This window comes from Streptomyces bikiniensis, assembly GCF_000716625.1.
In the GTDB taxonomy this organism is placed as follows: domain Bacteria; phylum Actinomycetota; class Actinomycetes; order Streptomycetales; family Streptomycetaceae; genus Streptomyces; species Streptomyces bikiniensis.
The window spans coordinates 23,258-40,313 of sequence record NZ_JNXJ01000054.1 but is presented as its reverse complement, the minus strand read 5'-3'; the positions used below and the strand labels follow the sequence as shown (position 1 = coordinate 40,313).

Here is a 17,056-nt window from a genome sequence, read left to right as displayed (position 1 = left end):
AGCGGTGGGCGAGGTCGCGGGCGGCTGCGATGTCCAGGCTGCCCTGGAAGACCCCGGACACCGAAAGGGCCGCCTCCCGGCCCGCTCGCCGGTCTGCACAATCCACGATCCGCTCCACGGCATCCCCGTTCTCGACGACTTCCAGATCCCAAACGGCCGAAAAGCGCTTACCCCCGAAATCTGCTTCGACACATGGAGGTCCTCGGGAGGGCGTGCAGCCGTCCGCTTCGTTCTCCACCCTCGTCGAACTCGGGCCGGTGCCGGTGGACGAGGGGCGAAGCCGGGACCGAGGTCACCGCCCTCCCGGAGGCGCAGATGCCGGCCCCCGTCCGCGGCTTGCCGAGTGGGGGTCCGCCCCGGACGGGACGCGAACGAGGTGGCCCGGCCGTGGAGCGAACCGGCGCACGCCGACGCCGACGGTCCGTCGATCCATTCCGTGGCCCGTGGCCGTCGACCGGTCTCCCGCCTTCGCGCACCGACGACCACCGGTGGCCTCGTTGCCGCCGGCCCGCACCGGGGCACGATGCGGTTCGACGCCCTGGCCACCTGTGTCCGGCTCCCACCGCTGAACCCGGACGGCCGAGTTCCACGGTGCGCGGGCCGGCTCGGCCGGAGGCCGACGGATCCGCCGGGCCGACGAGCGCCGCCGGATTTCCCCGGGCCGTACACGTCCCGGGGAAATCTGGCGCGGGGCACGGCGCCCGAACCCGACCGCCACGGGAACGCCCAACCACATCGACCGCCGGCCGGGGCACGAGGAAATCCGTGGACGGGCCCGCGGCAGATCGCTTAATGTGTGGCTCCACGCCCTGAGACGGAAGGAGGCGAGTGCCGTGCAGTTCACGACTTTCCAGCGCTCCCTTTTCCGCTGTCCCGGTGTGGCTCGCCAGTTCTGACCGGGAGCGCTCCAAGCAGCCCGCATCCCGGAGGAATCCATGACCGATCTGGTCATCCGCGCGCTCTCCGCGCGCGATGCTCATCTCTTCGACGCGCTCCCCGACCCCTTGGGCGCCCGTGAAGCCCACCGGCGTACCCGGTTCCGCCCCGACTGGAAGCGCGTCGCCCTGCGCGACGGCGAGGTCGTCGCACGCGGCGCGTGGTGGGGCGGCCCCGGCGACTCGGAGCCGGTCAACATCAACTGGTTCGACGTGGCCGAGGGGGAGGAGGAGGCAGGGGCGGAACTTCTGCGCTCCGCTCCCTGGCAGGTCGAACTCGAGATCAACCTGCCCGGCGACTGGCGGGAGACGACCGACCTGCGCGCCGCCGCCGAGACGCGCTTCGCCGCCGCACGGGCCGCGGGGTACGAACTCCTGGTGGAACGCTTCCTGTACCGCTGGACCCCGGAGCAGGGCCTGCCCGAGCGGCCCGGACGGCTGCGCTTCAGCGCCGAATCCGATGACGCCGTGTTCTTCGACGCGCTGCGCCGCATCCACTCCGCCACCCTGGACGCCCACGCGCTCAGGGCCATCGAGGAGGGCGGCCTCGACCGGGCCGCCCAGGAGGAACTCGACTTCTTCCGGTGGTGCCCCTCCCCGCGGGAGTGGTGGCAGGTCGCGCGCACGCCGGAGGACGACCTGGCCGGCATCCACATCCCGGCCCACAACCCCTCCGGTCCGACCGTCGGCTTCATCGGAGTCGTCCCGGAACAGCGCGGTCGCGGCTACGCCTACGACCTCCTCGCGGAGTGCACCCACTTCCTCGCCGAGCAGGGCGCGGAGTTCATCGGCGGAGCCACGGACCGCGGAAACTTCCCCATGGCCGCGAACTTCGCCAAGGCGGGCTTCCCCGTCATCCGTGAACGCGTCAACTTCCACCCGGCGGGCCGAGCGGCCTAGTGTCCTGAGTCGGAAGTTCTTCGGTAGATCTCTGCTTCGACCGACAGTGGTCGCGCCCGCTTCCAACCAGGTTGGGGCTCCACTTGGAACCATCGGTCCAGGGTCCGGAGGCTGGGAGAACTACCCAAGAATCTCCGACTCGGGACACTAGGACCTGTCCGGCCGATCATGGCCGGGGCCGCGAGGAGTGGGCCGCACTGATCGAGGGGCCCGGCCCGAAGGCAGGTCCGGACCCCTCGCCGGCGGCACCGGCGTCACGCGGGTGCCCGAGGGTCCGGAAGAACCGGTCGGACCCGTTCCGTACCGCGGGCACCCTATCGGCGTGCGGGGCAGTGGAGGTGTACTGGAAGCTGCCGCATCGAGGGGGAGACGTGCCGCACACACCGGATCCGGGAACACCGGAGTCAGCGCACGAGGAAGAGCCCTGGCTCAACAGTGACGAGGTCGCGAAGCTGTGGCCGATACGCAAGGACTGGCTGCCGGGCGTCGCCTGTCGTGCGGACGTGCGCGTCCGCAGGGTCGGTGGGGAAAGCCGGGGCACGTGGGGGGCGGAACCGACCTTCCACTACTTCCACCCGGGTGACGTGCGCAGGGCCGCGCCGGCCATCGCCGAGGGAACCGTCGACATCCCGTCGGACTGGCGCACCGACACTCCGGACGGTCGGCGAGCGGAGTTCTGGGGCGTGCTGAGCGCGCGTATCGGCGTCACGCTCCTCATCGCGCTCACCCTGTGCTCGCTCTTCCTCATCCTGGGCTCCGCGGTCTTCCTGTTGACAGTGGAATGATCACCGGCGTCCAGCAGGCGGGCAGCACTTGTCGTGAAAGGAGGCGGCAGCGGTTCTCGTGACGGAAGGCCGCCGTACGAGCACGTACGGCGAATCACGTGCCTCGTCGATGACGACCACCGACCTTCGCCCCACCGCGCCGCCCGCCTCCTGGGCGTCCGGGCCGTCTCCGTGTCCCGGGGAGGGCCTCCGGGCACGGCGAACGGCTCCGTCCCTTGGAAGAAGGGAAGGAGCCGTTTCACCGCCGGTGCGGTTCCGGGGGACCGCCTCAGGCGTGTCGTCGGTTGCCGGTGACGAGGCGGTAGAGGGCGAGAAGGATCACGGAGCCGACGATGGCCGCGATCCAGGTGGAGAGTTCGAAGAAGCCGTCGATGGAATCGACGCCGAATATGACCTTGCCCAGGAAGCCGCCCAGCAGGCCGCCCGCGATGCCGATCAGAATGGTGATGATGACGCCACCCGGGTCCTTGCCCGGCATGATCGCCTTGGCGATGAAACCGGCGATCAGGCCGATGAGAATCCACGCGATGATGCCCATGATGTGTCTCCTGCCTGCTGATATAAGTTCTGCGTCAATACGGCGTATGCGCGCTTGGGCAACTTTCAAACCCCCCGTGTTTCGTACGTGCCAAGTCGCGCGGACCGCCCGTTCCGGGGGGCGTCCGGCATCGACCTCTGCGGAGCGGTTCCCTCACGCTCCGCCGTGCGCGGCGGACAGCCGGTCGAGTACGGCGCGGGCCGCGGTGGTGCGTCGAGCGGCGCGCAGGACGGCGTACCCGAGGAGGCCGCCGAGAGTGTTGGCGACGAGGTCGTTCACGTCGACGGAACGTCCGTTGCCCAGGGCGATGTACTGCAGGAGCTGGGTGATCTCGATTGCGAGGCTGGCCAGGGCGCAGAGCGCGGTGGTGCGGCCTCGTGTGAGGCCGGGGGAGAGCAGGGGGAGGAGGAAGCCGAGGGGGACGAACATGATGACGTTGGGGATCATGGTCACGTCGGCCATGAGGAGCGGGATCGGCTGGATCTGGCTGATCCAGGGCGCCGCGTTGCGGTAGTCACCGCCGTAGATCCACAGGGGGAAGAGCGTGAGGGAGGAGACCGCCGCCGCGTAGACGGCCGCGAGGACCCGGAGTGCCAGCGGTCCCCCACGCCACCCGGGTGCGTCGCCGCGCCGCCGCACGGCGGCGATGACGGCGAAGGCGGCCAGCGCCGGGCCGAGGACGGCGGCTGTGGGGATCTGGGTCTGGAAGTTCACGACGTGCTCCTGCGACGGACTTGCATGGACGACTGGGAGCGATCGTGTCCGAACGGGGCACCGCACCGGATCTGCCGAAAGCCGGAAACCCGGCAGGCCCGCTACGACTTTCGGCAGAGGCGCCCGGGACGTCCCGCTTTGTAGGGTGCGGACATGCATGCCACGCTCTTCGGCCGCCTCCCCTCCTGGTGTCGCGGCCTCCTGTTCTGCCTCGGTGCCACTCTCGTGAGCGTGGTCATGGCAACGGCGCTCTTCGTCGACCACCGCAGCGGCGTCTACGGCTCCCCCCTCGCGAACCAGGCCCGCCTGTCGGCCACGGGCGTGTTCCTGCTGCTGCCGGCCTGGCTGCTGCGCCGCTCGCGCGTCGGGCCGTGGGCGCTGGCGACGGCGGGCTGCGCAGCGGGCGCCGTGTCCCTCGGATGCAGCGCCTGGATGCACGTCGCAGCGGGACAGCCGGGCTCGTCCGCCGCACGGGCGGACGCCTACACCCTGTTCGAGATCAGCGCGCTCGTCGTCCTGCTGATCGTCACCGTCCTGCGCGGCTCGCCCTGGCCCGCCGCGGCGGCAGCCGTCACTCTGTGCGCTGCGGTCGCTCTCCGGCCCGTGGCGGTGGAGGCGAGTGAGAACAGCCTCCTCGTGGCACTGTTCTCCACGTTCGCCGTCTGCGCGGCCCTGGCCGGCGCACTGGTGGCCCGGCTGGTGACCGCCGAACGTCGACGGCACACCGAGAAGGTGCGACTGGAGCAGCGTCTGGCCTTCGCCCGGGACCTGCACGATTTCGTCGCCCACCACGTCACGGGCATCGTCGTACAGGCCCAAGGAGCCCAGGCGGTCGCGGCGTCCCGACCGCAGGCGAGTGCGTCCGCCCTGGAGCAGATCGAGCGGACCGCCGCCGACGCCCTCAAAGCCCTGCGGCACATGGTGAGCGGCCTGCGCACCGAGACCGCGCCCGAGTTCGTTCGGCCGGGAGACCTGGAGCAGATGCGCTCCCTCGTGGCCGATTTCGCCCTGCCCACCGGCGGACGGGCCCGCTTCGTCCAGGAAGGGCGGACGGGCGGCCTGTCCGCATCGGCCGCGCAGGTCCTCCACCGCGTCGTCATGGAGTCACTGACCAACATACGCAAACACGCGTCGACCTCCCGCGAGATCTCCGTGGCGCTCCGCGTCCACGCCGGAACCGCCGAACTCGACGTCGTGAACGACCGGCCCGCCCCACGGCGCAACACCGCGGGCTACGGTCTCATCGGCCTCGAAGAACGCGTGAAGGCCGAAGGCGGCACCTTCCGGGCCGGCCTCGACGACCAGGGACTATGGCGGGTCAGCGCACGCGTCCCTTCCGCCGGCACCTGGAGGGCGCGCCCGTGATCCGCGTACTCCTCGCCGACGACCAGCAGATCGTCCGCACCGGCATGGCCATGATCCTCTCCGTCGAGGACGACATCGAGGTCGTCGCCCAGGCCCAGGACGGACTGCAGGCCCTGGAGATGAACGCCCTGCACCGCCCGGACGTGGTCCTCATGGACATCCGCATGCCACGCCTGAACGGCCTGGACGCTCTGCGCCGGCTCACCCGCCCCTACGCCGAGCACCGTCCGCAGGTCGTCATGGTGACGACCTTCGACGACGAGGAATACCTGGCGCGCGCCGTGGAAGCGGGCGCCTGCGGCTTCATCCTCAAGGACTCCGGACCCCGCCTGCTCGCCGAAGCGATCCGCGCGGCCGCGGTCGGCGACGCCATGGTCAGTCCTCCGATCACCGTCCGCCTCCTGCGGCGGTTGCGGACTTCCCCCGGGTCTGCGCCCGCGACCGGGCTGTCCCCCCGCGAGGAGGAAGTCGTCCTGCTTCTGGCCCGGGGCATGACCAACAGCGAGATCGCCGCGGCCCTCGGCATCACGGTCGGGACCGTGAAGACCCACCTGACCAACGTTCAGGCCAAGCTCACCGCACGCAACCGCGTCGAGATCGCGGCCTGGGCATGGCGCACCGGACTCGCAAGGCCCTCTGCCTAGAGGTCATCTCATTCGGTGGGTCTGCGGTGGCGGATGAGGGTGCAGGCGATGCCGGTGAAGGCGAGGAAGTGGTCGGCCTTGCGTTCGTGGCGTCGGTGGAGCCGGCGGCAGCCGGCGAGCCGGGCCATGGTGCGTTCCGCGGTCCAGCGGTGGCGGCCCAGTCGCTGCGGGGACTCGACTCCCTTGCGGGCGATGCCGTGGGTGATGCCACGCTCGCGTAACCATCGCCGCAGGTGGGCTCAGTCGTAACCCTTGTCGGCGTGGAGTTTGCCGGGCTTGCGCCGTCGCCGACCACGGCGCGAGCGGATCGGGGGATGCCCTTCACGAGCGGTATCGGGGGCTGGCTGTCGTGCAGGCCGGGATCGCTCGTACGTCCTCCACCGCGGCGTCCGTGGAACGCTCGGAGACCGTGGTCGGGCGGCCGTCGAAGCCGAAGTGGCGCTCGGCGGCGGGGAACCCGGCCATCGCCACCCGGTCGGGGTTCGGGACCGGTTCCGGCGGCTCCAGGACGCCGATGACGACGCGGGTGTCGTTCATCACGGTCGTCTCGCCGGTGCGGGTGATGCCGAGCCGGTCGACGGCCCGGGCCGCGACGAGATCTCCTCGATCTGCCCAGTCGGGCGGCTGCGCGGTGATCGGCCGGGGCGCCGGGGTCACGGTGCGTCTGGAGGATCCCTGCGCTGCGACGGCCGCGATCAGGGAACGGGGCAGCTGGTGCGGACGCCGGACCGCGCCCGGTCCGTACCCGATCCGGAGGTCGGAACCGATGGCGTGGAGGTCACCCTGCACCGGCCGGAGGCCTCCCGGGCCGTACCGGTGTGCCGGGTTCCTCGACGGCCGACGACCCCGCACGAGACGCGCCGGCCCACCTGAACGACATCGGTGGGGGCGTCGACGTGCCGCCAGGACGGTTCGGGGACGACGGCGAACCCACACCGGGCGGAGCGGGACGCGCGGGCCCGTCGCCCAGGGCCACGAAGACCCCGAACCGCTCGATCGCGCGGCCGTGTCGGACGGGATGTCGCCGCGGACCACCGCAACGGCGCCACCGTTCAGGCCGTCCGCACGCTCTTGACCCGCAACCGGTCGGAGCGGGGAGGCACGCTGCCTCCACAGAACGGCGGCCCGTGACGGCCGGGCCCCGCAAAGCGCTCGGCGCCCCGCCGCCCGCCGAGGCGGACGAGCCCGGCCGTCGGACCGCTCAGGCTCCGGCCGCGACCGCCTCGGCGGGTTCACCGGCCGGCAGGGAAGCCCCGGCACCGGCGGTGTCCGCGGTCCTGGGCTTGGTGTAGAGGGCGACGCCTTGGCGGGTGTCCTTCTCGATCCTGTTCTTCTTCACCAGGCCTTCCAGGGCGTTGCGGACGACCTGGACCGAGGTCGAACGCTCGGCGTGTGCCGCGGCGAGTTCCGCGTGGACCTCACTGACCTTCAGCGGCTCGCCGAGGAACCTGTCCGCCAGCAGGCTGTCGATGAGCGCGCCGAGCGTCGGCGTCGGCTGCGCCCCCGAAGTGCCGCCGGCGGCCTTCTTCGGGGTGGCCTTCTCCGGCGTTGTCCTCCTGGCCGGCGCCTTCGCCCTCTTTGCCGCGGCCTTCTTCGCCGCCGGGGCCTTCTTGGTCGGCGCCTTCTTCGCCGGCGGGGTCTTCCCGGCCGTCGCCTTCCGGCCCCGGGCCGCCTCCCGGGTCCCTCGCGGCCGGAGCGCGGCCGCTTCTCGTACGGCCTCGTCCGAGCCGGCCACCACACTGCCGGCCGGTGCGGAAGGCGGCATGGAGTCCAGCATGGTGATCAGCCACTTCTCCTCCGTCCGCAACTGCTCCAGACGGGCGGCCATGGACGCCTGCTCGGCACGATTGGCCTCGAGATCGTCGGTGAGCCGCTCTGTGTACCTGGTGTGAATCGAGGTGCTGTCCAGCTCGTTCGGCACTACAGTCCACGCTCCTTAAACGATGGGCATTGGTGCCGGATGGTACTTGCCACTGGCCAAATTCCATCGCCACAACCGGAAAACGCCCTCCGGTGAACCGACGGGACCAGCGGGCGGGCAGGGCGGACGCCTTGCGCCAAGGGCCCGTTCGCGCCGCACCCGAAGGGCGGTCGGGCACACCGCGTCGAACCCACCGCCCGTACGATGTGGCGACGCGGTCTCGGTTGCGAAGGCATCGACGTGAACAAGGTCTCCCTGTGAGGGGGAGGGGTGTCGTGTGCAAGGCCGCTGAGCACCCTTCGGGCCCCTTGGATGCCTCATATGGGTAATATCGGGCGTTGATGGTTGGGTGTGTCAAGGGCCGGTGGCAGGGTAGTGGGGAGACGTCCCGACGCAGTAGACGGCCGGGACGGCCCACAGATACGGAGTGCTTCACCCATGAACCGCAGCGAGCTGATCGTCGCCCTGGCCGACCGTGCCGAGGTGACCCGCAAGGACGCCGACGCCGTGCTGGCCGCTCTCGCCGAGACCGTCGGCGAGGTCGTCGCCAAGGGCGACGAGAAGGTCACCATCCCCGGCTTCCTGACCTTCGAGCGCACCCACCGTGCCGCTCGCACCGCTCGTAACCCGCAGACCGGCGACCCGATCGACATCCCGGCCGGCCACAGCGTGAAGGTCTCCGCGGGCTCGAAGCTCAAGGAAGCCGCCAAGGGCAGGTAGCACCCGCTCCCCACACCACCCGTCCCGGTCACGTGCCGTGCTGTCGGTCCACCGAACCACGCGCGGGCGGGACGGGTCCCGGGTGCCTTCCCGCTGGGGGAAGGCACTCTTCTCAACCCGGCCGGACTCCCGGCTCGATCGAAGGACAGCAGCATGGCCAGCGGCACCGTGAAGTGGTTCAACGCCGAGAAGGGCTTCGGTTTCATCGCCCAGGACGGCGGTCCGGACGTCTTCGCCCACTACTCCAACATCTCCGGCAACGGCTATCGCGAGCTGGTCGAGGGGGAGACCGTCACCTTCGACGTGACGCAGGGCCAGAAGGGCCCCCAGGCCGAGAACATCGTCCGCGGCTGAGCCTCCCGGGCCCGTAGAGGCCCCTCTTCGCCCCACCCCGCGCCGGTGGTCATGCACGGCGGTGTCACCGACGCGGGGTGGGGCAGCCCGGTTTTCGGACGGATCGGCACCAGGTCGGCGGTCCGCTTGCCGCACTGCTGCCCGCGGGGCGGGCCGGGCGGCCTGCCGTCACCTGCATTCGTCCGTCCGCGTTCCGACCGGTGGATCGCAGCCGACCCGGGTGGACGGGGCCGGGCCCGACCCTCCCGCCGATCCCCGTGCGGTCCCCCGGGGACGACCCACCGCCGGAAGACCGGCCCGCGCCGGTGATGCCCGGCGCCGGGACGACAGACCCTGCTCGTCCCGGCGCACCTGCGATGCGATGACACCCACGCCCGCCTCGCAACCGGACCCCGCATCGGGATCGCGGCCGTGTGCCGGTGCGCCCGCGAAGCCGTCGAAGTCATGGCCGTCACACGTGCCGTGGCCGACCCGAAGCGCCGGGCGGACCGGACCCGTCAAGGTGTCGGTCGCCCGGTTCGGGTGCCGCTCCGCGGACGTCGGCTCGAGCGGTGACGGCATCGGCACCGCACCCACGCCAGGATCCGCCGCGTCGGCGGACGGGCCGCGGCCGCGCTCAAGGGCCGACGGCTGCTGCGAGTGCGAGTGCACAGGCGCGGAACACGAGGTTCCGTCGGAAGGCCCCCCTGTGGAGGAGACGCCATCCGCGCATGCCCCCGACCGGGGACTATGCTGCCCGAAACCAACGGGAGGGGTGCACGGCATGGGTCTGCGCAGGCTGTTCGGCAGGGGCGGCGACGAGGACGGCCGGGGGGCCGCGGAGGTCGACACGCGGATCACGTCGCCGGTGTGCATGCCCGGGCGGCCGGTCGACGCGGAGGTGGTGATCAGGGGCGGCGCCCGAGGGCTCGCCATCGACGAACTCGCCCTGGAGGTCGTGGTGCAGGCGCTCCACTGGGACGGCTCGCCCAGCGAGGAGTCCGTCTGCGACCTCAGCACGAGCAGTTGGGCCGAACGCGTCGCCGCCGGTTCGGAGAAGCGCCTCGCCTTCCGGGGGCGGTTGCCCTGGGAGACCCCGGTCACCGAAATCGGCGGCCAGGCGGTCGGTGCCGTCGTCTCCGTCGTCACGAAGCTGTCCTGGGACAGCGAGGCGCCGGTCGCGGACACCGATCTGCTGCACGTCACCGCGCCGCCGCTGTACGAGGCGGTGCTCGGAGCCTTCGCCGAAGAGGGCTACCGCGTCGACGGTTCCCAGGTGAGGGACAGCTACATTCCCGACGCGGAATCCCAGTCCGGTCGCTACCAGAGCCTCTTCCTCACCGCTCCCACCCGCGGCGCGGACCGCTTCGCCGAGTTGGAGGTCGTCCTCCACCAGAACGCCGTCGGCGCCGTGGTGTACGTCCGCCGCGCCGACCGGTCGACCTTCGAGTGGGAGGACAAGCCGCCGGCCCGTACCTTCGCCGCCGCCCACCACGAGGCCGGCCACGCCGACTTCGGCCCCCGCGTCCGCGACGCCCTGCGGAAGCTGGCCCTGCTCGACGGCTAGGGCCTGTCCGGCGGACAGGCCCTAGATGGAAGTCGTGAGGCCGTCGCCATATGCTGCTCGGCATCCGCAACGGGGGAGGGAGCACGGCATGGGGCTGCGCAGGTTGTTCGGAATGGGCGACGGCGGCGGAGAGGGCCGGGAGCCCGCGGAGATCGATACGCAGATCACGTCGTTCGCCTGCCTCCCGGGCGGGCCGGTCACGGCGGACGTGGTGATCCGGGCCGGGAGCCGGCCGCTGACCGTCGACCACCTCAACGTCCGCGTATTCGCCCGGTGTCACGGCACCGACGGCGAACTGGAGAAGGAGGGGTACCAGATCGACCGGCTGGACTGCTCCCGGCACAGGCTCGGCCTGGAGCCGGGCGCCGAGGAGCGGGTCACCTGCAAGGGGCGGCTGCCCTGGGAGACCCCGGTCACCGAACTCGCCGGCCAGGCGCTGGGCGTGGACGTGTCGCTGACCACGCAGTTCGACTGGGAGAGTGGGGCGCCGGTGCTCGACCTCGACTTCCTGCACGTCACGGCGCCGCCGCTGTACGAGGCGGTGCTCGGCGCGTTCGCCGGTGAGGGATACCGGGTCGAAGGCTCGCACCTGGTCAGGGGCAGCGTCCCCGACACCGAGTACCACAAGGGTCTCCACCAGGTCTTCACCCTCACCGACCCCACCCTCGGCGTGGACCGTTTCGCCGAGCTGGAGGTCGTCCTCCACCAGAACGCCGTCGGCGCCATGGTGTACGTCCGCCGTGCCGACCGCTCGACCTACCGCTGGGGCAGCAAGCCCCGTGCCCGTACTTTCGCCGCCGCCCACCACGAGGCCGAGCACGTCGACTTCGGCCCCCGCGTCCGGGACGCCCTGGAGAAGCTCGCGCTGATGGATGCCTGAAGCGCCTTGCGGGTGGTTGTGTTCGACGGGCCAGGCCTTGGTCCGGTGTCGGTGTGGATGATGTCTGCACGTTCACTGAGGGCCGGTGGCTGCGCCATGGCGCACCGGTCTTCCGCTCACAGACCGGGCGACCTGCGGCAGGCACCACGGCCGGCCACCGCCAGAGCCGTTCCCGCCCCGCTCGCGGACCCGCCTTCAGCAGCGGCTCGAACTGCCCCGTCGCCGGCCCTGAGAACGTCTCCGTCCACAACGGCTCATCCCTCAACACCCCACGCATAAAGGGGCTCCGCGTCACAACCCTCTGCAACACCCCCTGAGGCCCGCTTCGTGGGCGGGTCGGCCACAGGGATCAGGAGCGGGACCAGGGGCGGCGTCCGGCGGTGTGGCCGGTGCGGTGGGCTCCGATGCCGGCGAGGTGCAGGGCCAGGGCGGTGAGCCCGAGAAGCATCACGTTCGTGGAGGAGAAGACATCGTTGGTGCCGATGTCGGCTGCGTTGATCAGGAAAGCGATGAAGAACAGTACGGCGGCGGCCATGCCGAGCATGTGCGGGTTCCTTTCGGGAGGGTGCTGTTCACGTGTCCAGCGCTGCCTCGTCACGCGTGGGAGCGGTATGAGGGGGTGGATTCAGGTCTGCTGGGGATGGCCGGCATCGCCTTCGACGACCAGGCGGTCGGCACCGGGCTGTTCGGCGCGTTCGACGATGGTGACGTCGATCCGCCCGTCGCCGGTGGTGTCGAACTGGTAGAGGTCGGCCTTTCCGTCGCCGGTGGTGTCGGTCATCCACACATCGGGCTTGCCGTCGCCGTTGGTGTCCGCGCTGAGGACGACATGGTGCTCATCACCCTGTGTCTCGACCGCCTCTTCGGTGTTCGCTGAAGTGTCCATGACGGCCGGATGCCCCCGAGTCAGGGGGTGAAACGAGTACGTACCAGGAGGACGCGGAGTGACGTTTCGCTCGACGCGCTTACGGAAGTGGTGGGACTGTCGGCCGAGGCGTCGGCCGAGGCCGGGCCGTCGCCGCGCTCCGGTCCGGCGCCGAGGTCGGGGGCGCCGGTCGGCCGTCGGCCGGCGGCGGAAACGAGCCGAGGGGGGTACAAGAACCCGGACGGCAGGTCCGGCACCCCTGTGGAGCACGCCGGCCGGCTCACCGTCCCACGGCCCGTCCGGACAGACCCGGTCACCGGCGATCCGCACACGCCGTCCGGCGCCGTCCACCGTCATCCGGCTGAAGGGCCGGCCTCGGCCATCCCCCGGCTCGTCACCCGGCCCACGGTCCGTCATCCTGTGAAGCCGCGGACTGAGCGCGGACGAACAGCACCCCGAGCATCTCGCCGCCACCGTCGTGGCGGTCCTGTTCCCGACGAACGCCCTGGAGCCGACCGGCGCGGGACGGTCACGGGTCGGGTCCGAGGTGACAGCGGAGGGCCGCGACCGGTTCCGGACGGCTGCTCCGGCCGCCGTCCGGCCGTGAGAGCACTTTGGGCGTCCTGAGCTGCAGGACCGTGGGGCGCTGCTGGACGAGGTACGCGTGATGCGACAGGAACCGCGGGAGGCGGGGTTCCTCACCCGCAGCCGAGGCGGGGCCTCTCACGGCCCGCGCCGGTGCCAGGCCTCGACCTCGACGAGCGGTCGCGTTCCCGGCCGGCCCCGGTGGCGCTGTACCCGTCCCGGACGGGCCGGTCCTCGTTCGGCGCGGGTTCCGCCTCCGGGCAGGGACGGTCGTTCACGATCGACGAGGGGCCGGGACTCGGCGGACCGCGATCCTGCTGTGGTCCGCATTCCGTCCTTCCTCGGCGTGGTCAGCCGGTCCACGCCATAGGCTTGTGGTCATGGTGGACGCGAGCGCTTCCCTGACGGAGTACGACCGACAGCTGGCGCGCAAACGGGTGGCGGCGGGCGTGCTGTTCTTCGACGACGCGGGCAGGGTGTTGCTCGTCGACCCGGTCTACAAGGAACCGTGGGAGATCCCCGGCGGGGCGGTCGAGGCGGACGAGTCACCGAGGGCCGGGGCGCGTCGCGAGGTCCTGGAGGAGCTGGGTCTGGATCTGCCGCCCGGGGCGCTGCTGGGCGTCGACTGGACGGGGCCCGGACAGGGACGCAGCGAGAGCGTGGCGTTCGTCTTCGACGGCGGTCGGCTCGCGCCGGAGCAGGTGACGGCGATCCGGCTTCAGAAGGAGGAACTGCGGGAGTTCAGGTTCGTCGAGGCAGACCTGGCCGGGGAACTGCTCCTGCCGAGGGCGGCACGCCGCGTACGGGCCTGCGTGCGGGCCCGGAAGGACGGCGTGACCGCGTACCTGGAGCACGGGCGGGAGTGAGCCGGAGCGGTCCACCGCTCCCCGGACCCGACGGCCTCCCGTCCGCCCCGCACCCGTGACACGTCTTGGGTCTTCCCGCCCGGGGGCGGAGCGACCCGGTGGACCCACCGGTGGCCGGGGCGCGCGGCCCCCACCCATGCGATTGGCCGTCCTCCGCCGTTGCGACCCCGGTGAGGCTCCTCCGACGCGGCCTCGTGGCGGTCGGGCGAGACGCGGATCCACCCCCGGCGGCTGTTGCCCGCCCGGACGACCCCGGCGGGCCGGTCCGCCGGGGTCGTCGTCGTCACGCCTCCTCCTCGGTCCCGCCGGACAGGCTCTCCACCGCCCTCCACGGGGGCCGGGTGCCGGGGGCGGTCAGCCGTTGCCGCCGTTCGGGCGGCAGCTGCGCCCCGGCGCGTTCCCTCGGCCCCGTGACAGTGGGGCGAGACCGTGAGGACTTGTGCGTCGGCACGGGTCGGTGCCGGTTTCACGGATGGGGCGCATCGTCACGGATGCACGGGGTCGCAGCTGAGGCGGTACCGCTTTCCCTGACCCGTAGCCCTTCAGGTACCAAGTAGGTACCATCGGGGTATGCCGTCTCTGAACGTCACCTTCACGGACGAGGAGCTCGAGGAGGTCCGCGCGGCCGCGGCCGCCGAAGGCAAATCCCTCAAGCAGTACGTCCACGATCTGCCCCTGCGCGAGCGCCGGCGCCGCCAGTTCGTCCGCTATGCGGCCTCCTGGGGCGAAGCGCACCGAAGCGAGTTCGACGACGCCTTCCCCGACGAGGTCCCGCCCGCCGGCCGGGAACGCGGGGCGGACGCCGCCTGATGATCCTCCACGTCGACGTTCCCTGGCTCCTGGATGTCCAGGAGCAGGCCGTCCCCGAAGACGTCAGCGTTGCCGACTACTCGGCCCTGGTCGCCGCCGTGGCCCGCCACAAGACCCGCATCCCGCGCCCCGCCACCTCCGAGCCCGACCCGGCCTGGCGCGCTGCCGCCCTCCTGCACACCCTGGTCCGACTGCAGCCGCTGCCGCACCGCAACAGCCTGTACGCCTGTCAGGTCACCGCCGCCTACATGCACGCCTCCGGCGAAGGCATCGACCCCCCGTACGGCGCCATGGTCGACCTCGTGCGCGACATCCAGGCCGGCAAGGCCGACGTCTACCGGGCCGCCGACCTCGTGCGCACCTGGCGCATCTGACCGACAGGGATCCGGAAGCGGCCCGCTGTCGTGCGCCGCCGTCCGTTGCGGCCGCCCGGCTTTCGCCGGCGCTGTGGGCAGGTCGTGCCATGAGCGAGCCGGACGTGCCCGCGAAGCGACGAAGCTCCTGGTGGACGGGTTCTCGACGGGGATCACCCGTGTCCGCCGGGAGCTTCGCACGCTTGTCCACCCGTCCTCGACCGATCTGCCCCACCCCGCCTCCCGGCTCCTGACCCATGCCCTCGAACACGGCGACGGAGCCGAAGCCGTGGCCATCGTGCGGGAACTGCGACCCGGCATCGTGCCGATGGACATCCGGATGCCCGCCGCGGACGGTCCGGGGGCCGTCCGCCGCGTACTCGCGCAGGCCCAGGGCCGCCGGGACGGGACCGTACTCGGTGTCTTCGGGCCCCGCCGTCCCACGGCCCTCAGCCCGACGGCCGTCCGCGCCAGTCGAGGCAGACGACCATGGCGTCGTCGTCGGCGTCGATCACGCCGCGGTGACCGGCGAGTTCCTGGAGGACGGCGCGGGGGACCTGGGAGGCGGGCAGGAGCCGGGTGCTGGTCAGGGCCCGGGCCAGGGCCCGTTCGCTGTACCGCTCTCCCGACGGGGAGGTGACGTCGTAGACGCCGTCGCTGACGAAGACGAGGCGGTCGCCCGGCTCGGTTCGGAAGTGCTCGGCCATGTAGACGGTGTCCTCGAACATGCCGAGGGGCAGCTGCGCGCTCAGCTCGATCTGTCTGACCTTGCCGCGCCGTACGAGCCACATCTTCGGCGATCCGGCGTCCACGATCTCCGTCGCCCCGGTAGTCAGGTCGAACCGCAACAGCAGGGCCGCCAGGTATTGGGTCCCCCGGTACTGGCCGTAGAGCGCCTGGTCGGCCAGGTAGGCCTGGTCGGCCAGGGAGAGACCTGCCCGCCGGGCGTTGCGGAGGGCGTTGACCGCGAGGTTGGTCAGCAGGGCCGCGTCGATGCCCTCGCCCATTCCGTTGGTCACGGTCAGGGTGAGGTCGTGGGCCGACGTCGACCAGTCGAAGTTGTCGCCGTAGATCGCGTAGGCGGGTTCGAGCTGTGCGCCGATGTCGTACTCCGGGCGGGTGCACGAACGTCCGGGAAGGAGCTGCCACTGCATCTCGGCGGCGAGCGTGAGGCGGTCGGCCCGTCGGGCCTGGAGGTAGAGGTCGGTGTCGCGTTCGCCGACGACGATCTCGTGTCCGAGCACCTCGACGATCTGCGTCAGCTCCTGAGCGGTGTCGGAGCCTTCCTGCCAGTCGGGAAGGCGCAGGCTCAGGACTCCGATGCGGTCCCCCCGCACGCTCACCGGCAGGTGCACGGTGACCGGGTCGTTCCCGTCGGCGCCCTCGACCTGGGGCGACTGCCAGTTGAAGGCCCGGCCCGGGGCGCTGCCGTGGACGGGGACGGGTTCCTTCGTATAGGGGAGAGCCGTGACCGGTTGCAGTATGGTCGTCGCGTAGTCGGCCATGAGCAGGGTGACGTCCGCGGCACCGTATTGCGTGATCAGTTCCTCCTCCAGGGACGGGAGGAGGGCGTCTGGCGTGGCGGTCCGCAGGGCGCGCTCGACCGCGATGAATCTGTCCATTGTCCGGTTACCGCCTGATCTCGGAACGGGTGCGAAAAAGGGGGGTTCTCTCATGTCCTGGCGACCGGAGGAGGCATCGCGGCGCGACGGTGCGGAGGACTCGGCCGCCGGCGTGGCGCTCGAGGTCCTGGAACTGCTCGAAGTGCTGTGGTCCCAGGGGGAGACGGTGTCGACGGCTCCGCTGTCCTCTTCCCAGGTGCGCGTGCTGTACGTACTGGAACGCGAGGGGGTGGTGAATCTGCGCACCCTGGCCGAGAAACTGGACTCCATGCCGTCGTCGGTCAGCCGTATGTGCGACCGCCTTCAGGCGGTGGGATTCATCGATCGTGGCCACAACCCCTGTGATCGCCGCGAGCTGGAGCTGCGTCTGTCACGCAGGGGCGCGGGCTACCTCAGGGCGTTCCGCTCCCGTCGTGAGGAGGTCCTGCGTGGGTTGTTGGGGAAGATGACCCCGACCGAGCAGGCCCTGCTGGTGCGGGGACTGTCCGGGATCCGCACCGCCGCCGGTGCCGGGTCCCCCGGTGAGGAGACGGGCGCCGGCGTCACGGAGTCGGCCTGAAGTCGACGGCTGTGCCGATCGATGCACGGTTCCTCCCTTCGAGGAGATGTGGAGGCCGTCTGTATGCCTCGTGATGATGCGACAGATTCGTTCC

General features: G+C 71.3%; 19 protein-coding genes and 2 pseudogenes. 12 read left to right on the top strand and 9 right to left on the bottom strand.

Annotated elements, in window-relative coordinates:
• The first annotated feature begins 935 nt into the window (after positions 1–935).
• Together OO47_RS29845 and OO47_RS29840 are read left to right on the top strand one after the other, a co-directional pair.
• On the top strand, positions 936–1,835 hold the full coding sequence (locus OO47_RS29845) for a GNAT family N-acetyltransferase (RefSeq protein ID WP_030221451.1): 900 nt from the start codon (positions 936–938) through the stop codon (positions 1,833–1,835).
• Between the two features lie 338 nt (positions 1,836–2,173).
• On the top strand, positions 2,174–2,620 hold the full coding sequence (locus OO47_RS29840; protein ID WP_234323343.1) for a hypothetical protein: 447 nt from the start codon (positions 2,174–2,176) through the stop codon (positions 2,618–2,620).
• A 268-nt stretch (positions 2,621–2,888) separates the two neighbouring features.
• On the opposite strand, the gene OO47_RS29835 is transcribed toward OO47_RS29840, so the two are convergent.
• Together OO47_RS29835 and OO47_RS29830 are read right to left on the bottom strand one after the other, a co-directional pair.
• Positions 2,889–3,158: a GlsB/YeaQ/YmgE family stress response membrane protein gene (locus OO47_RS29835; protein ID WP_030221456.1), complete on the bottom strand. Its 270-nt coding sequence runs from the start codon at positions 3,156–3,158 to the stop codon at positions 2,889–2,891.
• Positions 3,159–3,311: 153 nt separating this feature from the next.
• Positions 3,312–3,872 (bottom strand): VanZ family protein, encoded by a 561-nt coding sequence (locus OO47_RS29830; protein ID WP_030221459.1) that lies wholly within the window; start codon positions 3,870–3,872, stop codon positions 3,312–3,314.
• Positions 3,873–4,025: 153 nt separating this feature from the next.
• Here OO47_RS29830 and OO47_RS29825 point away from each other — a divergent pair, with 153 nt between their 5' ends.
• Positions 4,026–5,237 carry a sensor histidine kinase gene (locus OO47_RS29825; protein ID WP_030221461.1) on the top strand — a complete coding sequence of 404 codons (1,212 nt, stop codon included), beginning with the start codon at positions 4,026–4,028 and terminating at the stop codon, positions 5,235–5,237.
• A complete protein-coding gene (locus OO47_RS29820) occupies positions 5,183–5,881 on the top strand; it encodes a response regulator (RefSeq protein ID WP_199812361.1) in 699 nt (232 codons plus the stop codon). Before OO47_RS29825 ends, OO47_RS29820 begins: the two co-directional genes overlap by 55 nt.
• Positions 5,882–5,889: 8 nt before the next feature.
• Here OO47_RS29820 and OO47_RS33680 read toward each other — a convergent pair.
• The 3 genes and pseudogenes from OO47_RS33680 to OO47_RS37450 all read right to left on the bottom strand — a co-directional run.
• Positions 5,890–6,248: pseudogene (locus OO47_RS33680) on the bottom strand (transposase); the annotation flags it as partial.
• A complete protein-coding gene (locus OO47_RS35665; RefSeq protein WP_199812360.1) occupies positions 6,203–6,538 on the bottom strand; it encodes a hypothetical protein in 336 nt (111 codons plus the stop codon). The pseudogene OO47_RS33680 and the gene OO47_RS35665, both read right to left, overlap by 46 nt.
• A gap of 544 nt (positions 6,539–7,082) precedes the next feature.
• Entirely contained in the window at positions 7,083–7,802 is a 720-nt protein-coding gene (locus OO47_RS37450; protein WP_030221470.1) for a hypothetical protein, read from the bottom strand.
• 438 nt (positions 7,803–8,240) lie between these two features.
• Between OO47_RS37450 and OO47_RS29800 the strand changes: the two genes are divergently transcribed.
• The 4 genes from OO47_RS29800 to OO47_RS29785 all read left to right on the top strand — a co-directional run bounded on the left by OO47_RS29800 (position 8,241) and on the right by OO47_RS29785 (position 11,302).
• Complete coding sequence (locus OO47_RS29800; RefSeq protein WP_030221471.1) at positions 8,241–8,522, top strand: HU family DNA-binding protein; 282 nt, start codon at positions 8,241–8,243, stop codon at positions 8,520–8,522.
• Between the two features lie 153 nt (positions 8,523–8,675).
• Entirely contained in the window at positions 8,676–8,876 is a 201-nt protein-coding gene (locus OO47_RS29795; protein ID WP_030221474.1) for a cold-shock protein, read from the top strand.
• A gap of 763 nt (positions 8,877–9,639) precedes the next feature.
• The gene (locus tag OO47_RS29790; protein WP_030221477.1) at positions 9,640–10,422 is read left to right on the top strand and encodes a sporulation protein; all 783 of its coding nucleotides are present in this window, start codon (positions 9,640–9,642) and stop codon (positions 10,420–10,422) included.
• Between the two features lie 88 nt (positions 10,423–10,510).
• On the top strand, positions 10,511–11,302 hold the full coding sequence (locus tag OO47_RS29785) for a sporulation protein (RefSeq protein WP_158708719.1): 792 nt from the start codon (positions 10,511–10,513) through the stop codon (positions 11,300–11,302).
• A 123-nt stretch (positions 11,303–11,425) separates the two neighbouring features.
• Here OO47_RS29785 and OO47_RS38850 read toward each other — a convergent pair.
• The 3 genes and pseudogenes from OO47_RS38850 to OO47_RS29775 form a co-directional block, all read right to left on the bottom strand.
• Positions 11,426–11,579, bottom strand: a pseudogene (locus OO47_RS38850) (IS5/IS1182 family transposase); the annotation flags it as partial.
• A gap of 72 nt (positions 11,580–11,651) precedes the next feature.
• Positions 11,652–11,846 (bottom strand): hypothetical protein, encoded by a 195-nt coding sequence (locus tag OO47_RS29780; protein WP_030221483.1) that lies wholly within the window; start codon positions 11,844–11,846, stop codon positions 11,652–11,654.
• A gap of 81 nt (positions 11,847–11,927) precedes the next feature.
• Complete coding sequence (locus OO47_RS29775; protein WP_030221486.1) at positions 11,928–12,188, bottom strand: hypothetical protein; 261 nt, start codon at positions 12,186–12,188, stop codon at positions 11,928–11,930.
• Positions 12,189–13,132: 944 nt separating this feature from the next.
• Between OO47_RS29775 and OO47_RS29770 the strand changes: the two genes are divergently transcribed.
• The 3 genes from OO47_RS29770 (at position 13,133) to OO47_RS29760 (ending at position 14,802) form a co-directional block, all read left to right on the top strand.
• Positions 13,133–13,618 (top strand): NUDIX domain-containing protein, encoded by a 486-nt coding sequence (locus OO47_RS29770; protein ID WP_030221489.1) that lies wholly within the window; start codon positions 13,133–13,135, stop codon positions 13,616–13,618.
• Positions 13,619–14,188: 570 nt separating this feature from the next.
• Entirely contained in the window at positions 14,189–14,428 is a 240-nt protein-coding gene (locus OO47_RS29765; RefSeq protein ID WP_030221492.1) for a hypothetical protein, read from the top strand.
• Positions 14,428–14,802, top strand: coding sequence for a hypothetical protein (locus tag OO47_RS29760; RefSeq protein ID WP_030221493.1), 375 nt, complete (start codon positions 14,428–14,430; stop codon positions 14,800–14,802). Before OO47_RS29765 ends, OO47_RS29760 begins: the two co-directional genes overlap by 1 nt.
• Before the next feature lie 428 nt (positions 14,803–15,230).
• On the opposite strand, the gene OO47_RS29755 is transcribed toward OO47_RS29760, so the two are convergent.
• Positions 15,231–16,403: a PP2C family protein-serine/threonine phosphatase gene (locus OO47_RS29755; protein WP_030221495.1), complete on the bottom strand. Its 1,173-nt coding sequence runs from the start codon at positions 16,401–16,403 to the stop codon at positions 15,231–15,233.
• A 52-nt stretch (positions 16,404–16,455) separates the two neighbouring features.
• On the opposite strand from OO47_RS29755, the gene OO47_RS33675 reads away from it, so the two are divergent.
• The gene (locus OO47_RS33675) at positions 16,456–16,962 is read left to right on the top strand and encodes a MarR family winged helix-turn-helix transcriptional regulator (protein ID WP_051716341.1); all 507 of its coding nucleotides are present in this window, start codon (positions 16,456–16,458) and stop codon (positions 16,960–16,962) included.
• Positions 16,963–17,056 lie beyond the last annotated feature (94 nt).

Coding starts and splice junctions, on each gene's coding strand:
- OO47_RS29760 (WP_030221493.1), top strand. CDS start 14,428: ATGATCCTCCACGTCGACGTTCCCTGGCTCCTGGATGTCCAGGAGCAG.
- OO47_RS29825 (WP_030221461.1), top strand. CDS start 4,026: ATGCATGCCACGCTCTTCGGCCGCCTCCCCTCCTGGTGTCGCGGCCTC.
- OO47_RS33675 (WP_051716341.1), top strand. CDS start 16,456: ATGTCCTGGCGACCGGAGGAGGCATCGCGGCGCGACGGTGCGGAGGAC.
- OO47_RS29765 (WP_030221492.1), top strand. CDS start 14,189: ATGCCGTCTCTGAACGTCACCTTCACGGACGAGGAGCTCGAGGAGGTC.
- OO47_RS29770 (WP_030221489.1), top strand. CDS start 13,133: ATGGTGGACGCGAGCGCTTCCCTGACGGAGTACGACCGACAGCTGGCG.
- OO47_RS29835 (WP_030221456.1), bottom strand. CDS start 3,158: ATGGGCATCATCGCGTGGATTCTCATCGGCCTGATCGCCGGTTTCATC.
- OO47_RS29845 (WP_030221451.1), top strand. CDS start 936: ATGACCGATCTGGTCATCCGCGCGCTCTCCGCGCGCGATGCTCATCTC.
- OO47_RS29775 (WP_030221486.1), bottom strand. CDS start 12,188: ATGGACACTTCAGCGAACACCGAAGAGGCGGTCGAGACACAGGGTGAT.
- OO47_RS29755 (WP_030221495.1), bottom strand. CDS start 16,403: ATGGACAGATTCATCGCGGTCGAGCGCGCCCTGCGGACCGCCACGCCA.
- OO47_RS29795 (WP_030221474.1), top strand. CDS start 8,676: ATGGCCAGCGGCACCGTGAAGTGGTTCAACGCCGAGAAGGGCTTCGGT.
- OO47_RS29800 (WP_030221471.1), top strand. CDS start 8,241: ATGAACCGCAGCGAGCTGATCGTCGCCCTGGCCGACCGTGCCGAGGTG.
- OO47_RS29820 (WP_199812361.1), top strand. CDS start 5,183: ATGGCGGGTCAGCGCACGCGTCCCTTCCGCCGGCACCTGGAGGGCGCG.
- OO47_RS29785 (WP_158708719.1), top strand. CDS start 10,511: ATGGGGCTGCGCAGGTTGTTCGGAATGGGCGACGGCGGCGGAGAGGGC.
- OO47_RS29780 (WP_030221483.1), bottom strand. CDS start 11,846: ATGCTCGGCATGGCCGCCGCCGTACTGTTCTTCATCGCTTTCCTGATC.
- OO47_RS29790 (WP_030221477.1), top strand. CDS start 9,640: ATGGGTCTGCGCAGGCTGTTCGGCAGGGGCGGCGACGAGGACGGCCGG.